The organism is Planomonospora alba, assembly GCF_039534085.1.
Lineage (GTDB): Bacteria > Actinomycetota > Actinomycetes > Streptosporangiales > Streptosporangiaceae > Planomonospora_B > Planomonospora_B alba.
The window spans coordinates 1-4,175 of sequence record NZ_BAAAUT010000124.1; the positions used below are offsets into that span (position 1 = coordinate 1).

Here is a 4,175-nt window from a genome sequence, read left to right on the forward strand (position 1 = left end):
GGGGCGCGCCGGGTGGAGCTGCCGACCTACGCCTTCCAGCGCAAGCGCTACTGGCTGGAGGCGCCGCCCGCCGTACCGGGCGAGCCTGCCGGTCTCGGCCAGATCGCGGCCGGGCACCCGCTGCTCTCGTCGGTGGTCGCGCTCCCCGGCACCGACGGGGTGGTCGTGACCGGGCGGCTGTCCGTCGAGACGCACCCCTGGCTCGCCGACCACGACGTGCTGGGCGTCGTGGTGCTGCCCGGCACCGGATATGTGGAGCTGGCCATGCGCGCCGGCGACGAGGTCGGCTGCGACCTGCTGGAGGAACTCACCATCGAGGCCGTCATGCCGCTGCCGACCAGCGGCGGCGTCGCGATCCAGATCGCGGTGGAGGCCGCCGACGAGTCCGGCAGGCGCGCGTTCACCGTGCACTCCCGCTGGGAGGAGGCCCCGGCCCACACGCCGTGGACCCTGCACGCCACCGGCGTGCTGGCCACCGGCGCCAAGCCGCCCGTGACGCTGGAGTCGCTCGGCATCGACGTCTGGCCGCCCCGGGACGCGGAGCGCGTGGACATCAGCAACGTCTACGAGTACCTGTCCAGCCAGGGGTACGGCTACGGCCCGATGTTCATGGGCCTGAAGGCCGTCTGGCGGCGCGGCAACGAGATCTTCGCCGAGGTCTCCCTGCCCGAGGAGGCCAAGGGCGACGCCGCGGGCTTCGGACTGCACCCCTCGCTGCTGGACGCGGCGCTGAGCGCCACCGACTTCCTCGACGAGGCGGGTCCCGAGGCGACCGGAGGCACCCAGCTCCCGTTCGCCTGGGAAGGGGTCTCACTGCACGCGTCGGGCTCCTCGGCGCTGCGGGTCCGGATCGTCTCCGCCCGCAGGGACCCCGCGGCCCACTCGCACGCGTGCTCGCTGGAACTGGTCGACGCCGCCACGGGCACCCCGGTGGCCTCGGTGGAATCGCTCGTCGTGCGGGCCGTCACCGCGGAGAAGGTGAACGCCGCGGCCGTCGCGGGCAGCGGGCGGCGCGAGTCGCTGTTCAGGATCGAGTGGAGGCCCGCGGAGGAGCCGGTCACCGCGCCGGCACCGGGCTCCTGGGCGGTCGTCGGCGGCGACGCCTCCGGCCTGGCCGGGGAACTGGGCGCCCGCGCGGTGCCCGACCTGGCGGCGCTGGACGGGGCCCGGCCCGACGTGGTCGTGCTCCCGGTCGGCCCGTCCGGTGACGGCCCCGTCCCGGTCGCGGCCCGGACCGCGACCCACCGGGTGCTCGGCGTGCTGCGGGACTGGCTGGCCGACGAGCGGTTCACCGGCGGCCGGCTGGTGGTGGCCACGCGCGGCGCGGTCGCCGCGGCTCCCGGCGAGGAGCTCGCCGACCCGGCCCAGGCCACCGTGTGGGGCCTGGTCCGCGCGGCCCAGGAGGAGAACCCCGGCCGGATCGTCCTGGCCGACCTCGACGCGGCCGGCGGGCGGTCGCTGCCCGCCGCGGTGGCGTCGGGAGAGCCGGAGCTCGCCGTGCGCGACGGGAGGCTGCTCCTGCCGAGGCTGGCCAAGGCCGCCGAGGCGAGCGCGCGGGAGACCGCTCCGTGGAACCCGCAGGGCACGGTGCTCGTCACCGGCGGAACCAGCGGCCTGGGCGCGGTGGTCGCCCGGCACCTGGCCGCCGAGCACGGCGTCCGGCACCTGGTGCTGACCAGCCGCCGGGGTGCCGGCGCGCCCGGCGCGGCGGAGCTGGCCGCCGAGCTGGAGGCGCTGGGCGCCGAGGTGGAGATCGCCGCCTGCGACGTGTCGGACCGCGAGGCGCTGGCCGGACTGCTGGCGGGCCTGCCCGGCCTGACCGGCGTGGTGCACGCGGCGGGCGTCATGGACAACGCGCTCATCGGCTCCCTCACCGCGGAGCAGGTCGAGGCGGTGTTCGGTCCGAAGGTGGACGCCGCCTGGCACCTGCACGAGCTGACCCGCGACCGCGAGCTGTCCGCCTTCGTGCTCTTCTCCTCCGTGGCGGGCCTGGTCGTGGGGGCGGGGCAGGGCAACTACGCGGCGGCCAACCGGTTCCTCGACGCGCTGGCCGTGCACCGGCGCGAGCAGGGGCTGGCCGCCACGTCGCTCGCCTTCGGCCTGTGGGAGGTCAAGACCGGTCTCGGCGGCGGCGTGGTGGACGCCGACCTGCGGCGGATGAGCCGGCTGGGCATGCCCGCGATGTCGGCCGCCGAGGGGCTGGCCCTGCTCGACGAGGCGCTCCGGATCGACGAACCGGTCCAGGTGCTGACCCGCCTGGAGGCGGCGGCGCTCCAGGCGTCCGCCGACGAGGTCCCGGCGCTGCTGCGGGACCTGGCGCGGACGCAGCCCCGCCGTACGGCGGTGAGCTCCGGGCGGCGGGGGGTGACGGCGACCGCCGTCGCCGACGCCGCCACCCTGGAGCAGCGCCTGGCCGGGCTGAGCGACGACGAGCGGGAGCGGGTGCTGCTGGACGTGGTCCGCGACCACGTGGCGGCCGTACGGCACAGCGACCCCGGGGACATCGACCCCGGGCGCGGCTTCACCGAGCTGGGCCTCGACTCGCTGGCCGCGATCGAGCTGCGCAACCGGCTCGGTGCGGCCACCGGGCTCCGGCTGCCGGCGACCCTGATGTTCGACTACCCGACCCCCAAGGCTCTGGCGGCCTTCCTGCTGGGAGAGCTGCTCCCCGACCTCGGCCCCGCCGCCCCCGCGGCGGATCCCGAGGAGGCGTCGATCCGCAAGACCATCGAAGGCATCTCGCTGGCCCGCATGCGCGAGGCGGGCCTGCTGGACGCCCTGCTCCGGCTCGCGGGGGCCGACGAGGGGCGGCCGGTGGACGGCGGCGAGGACCAGAGCGACATGATCAAGTCGATGGCCGTCGACGACCTCGTCCGGGCCGCGTTCGCGCAGAGCGACTCCACTTCGACCAGGTGATGGGAAGTTACCGTGGACACATCCGTCGAGAAGATCGTTGAAGCCCTGCGCAAGTCCCTCCTGGAGAACGAACGGCTCCGCCAGCAGAACGGGCGGCTCACGGCCGCGGCCACCGAGCCGATCGCGATCGTGGGAATGGCGTGCCGCTACCCCGGCGGGGTCTCCTCGCCGGAGGACCTGTGGCGGCTGGTGATGGACGGGACCGACGCCGTCGCGCCGTTCCCCACGGACCGGGGCTGGGACGTCGAGGGCGTCTACGACCCCGAGCCGGGCGCGCCGGGCAGGACCTACGCCCGCGAGGGCGGGTTCCTGTACGACGCCGCGGAGTTCGACCCGGACTTCTTCGGCATCTCGCCGCGCGAGGCGCTGGGCATGGACCCGCAGCAGCGGCTGCTGCTGGAGACCTCCTGGGAGGCGTTCGAGCACGCCGGGATCGATCCCGCGTCCATGCGCGGCAGCCGTACCGGTGTCTTCGCCGGCGTCATGTACCACGACTACGGGACCGGCACCAGCGACGGCAGCCTCGTCTCGGGCCGGGTCGCCTACACCCTCGGCCTGGAGGGCCCGGCGGTGACCGTGGACACCGCCTGCTCGTCGTCGCTGGTGACACTGCACCTGGCGGCCCAGGCGCTGCGGAAGGGCGAGTGCACGCTCGCGCTGGCCGGCGGCGTGACCATCATGGCCACGCCGGAGATGTTCGTGTACTTCAGCGGGCAGCGGGGCATGGCCGCCGACGGCCGGTGCAAGTCGTTCTCCGCGGCGGCCGACGGCACCGGCTGCTCCGAGGGCGTCGGCGTGCTGCTGCTGGAGCGGCTGTCGGACGCCCGCCGCAACGGCCACCGAGTGCTGGCCGTGGTGCGCGGTTCGGCGGTCAACCAGGACGGCGCCTCCAGCGGGATGACCGCGCCGAACGGCCCCGCCCAGCAGCGGGTCATCCGCCAGGCCCTGGCCGCCTCCGGGCTCGCCCCGGCCGAGGTGGACGTGGTGGAGGCGCACGGCACCGGCACCCGGCTGGGCGACCCGATCGAGGCGCAGGCGGTCATCGCGGTCTACGGCCAGGACCGCGACGAGCCGCTCCGGCTCGGCTCGCTGAAGTCGAACCTCGGCCACACCCAGGCCGCGGCCGGCGTCGGCGGCGTGATCAAGATGGTCCAGGCCCTCCGGCACGGCGTGCTGCCCAAGACCATCCATCTCGACGAGCCGACCCCGCAGGTGGACTGGTCGGCCGGGGCGGTGGAGCTGCTGACCGAGGCGGTGGA

General features: G+C 75.4%; 2 protein-coding genes. Both read left to right on the forward strand.

The features are described 5' to 3' along the window. The coding region (locus ABD823_RS34085) for a type I polyketide synthase (RefSeq protein WP_344867026.1) at positions 1-2,916 on the forward strand (2,916 nt) is incomplete at its 5' end. Positions 2,917-2,928: 12 nt separating this feature from the next. Next, positions 2,929-4,175 (forward strand): type I polyketide synthase (locus ABD823_RS34090; RefSeq protein WP_344867028.1); only part of this gene is annotated, 1,247 nt, incomplete at its 3' end.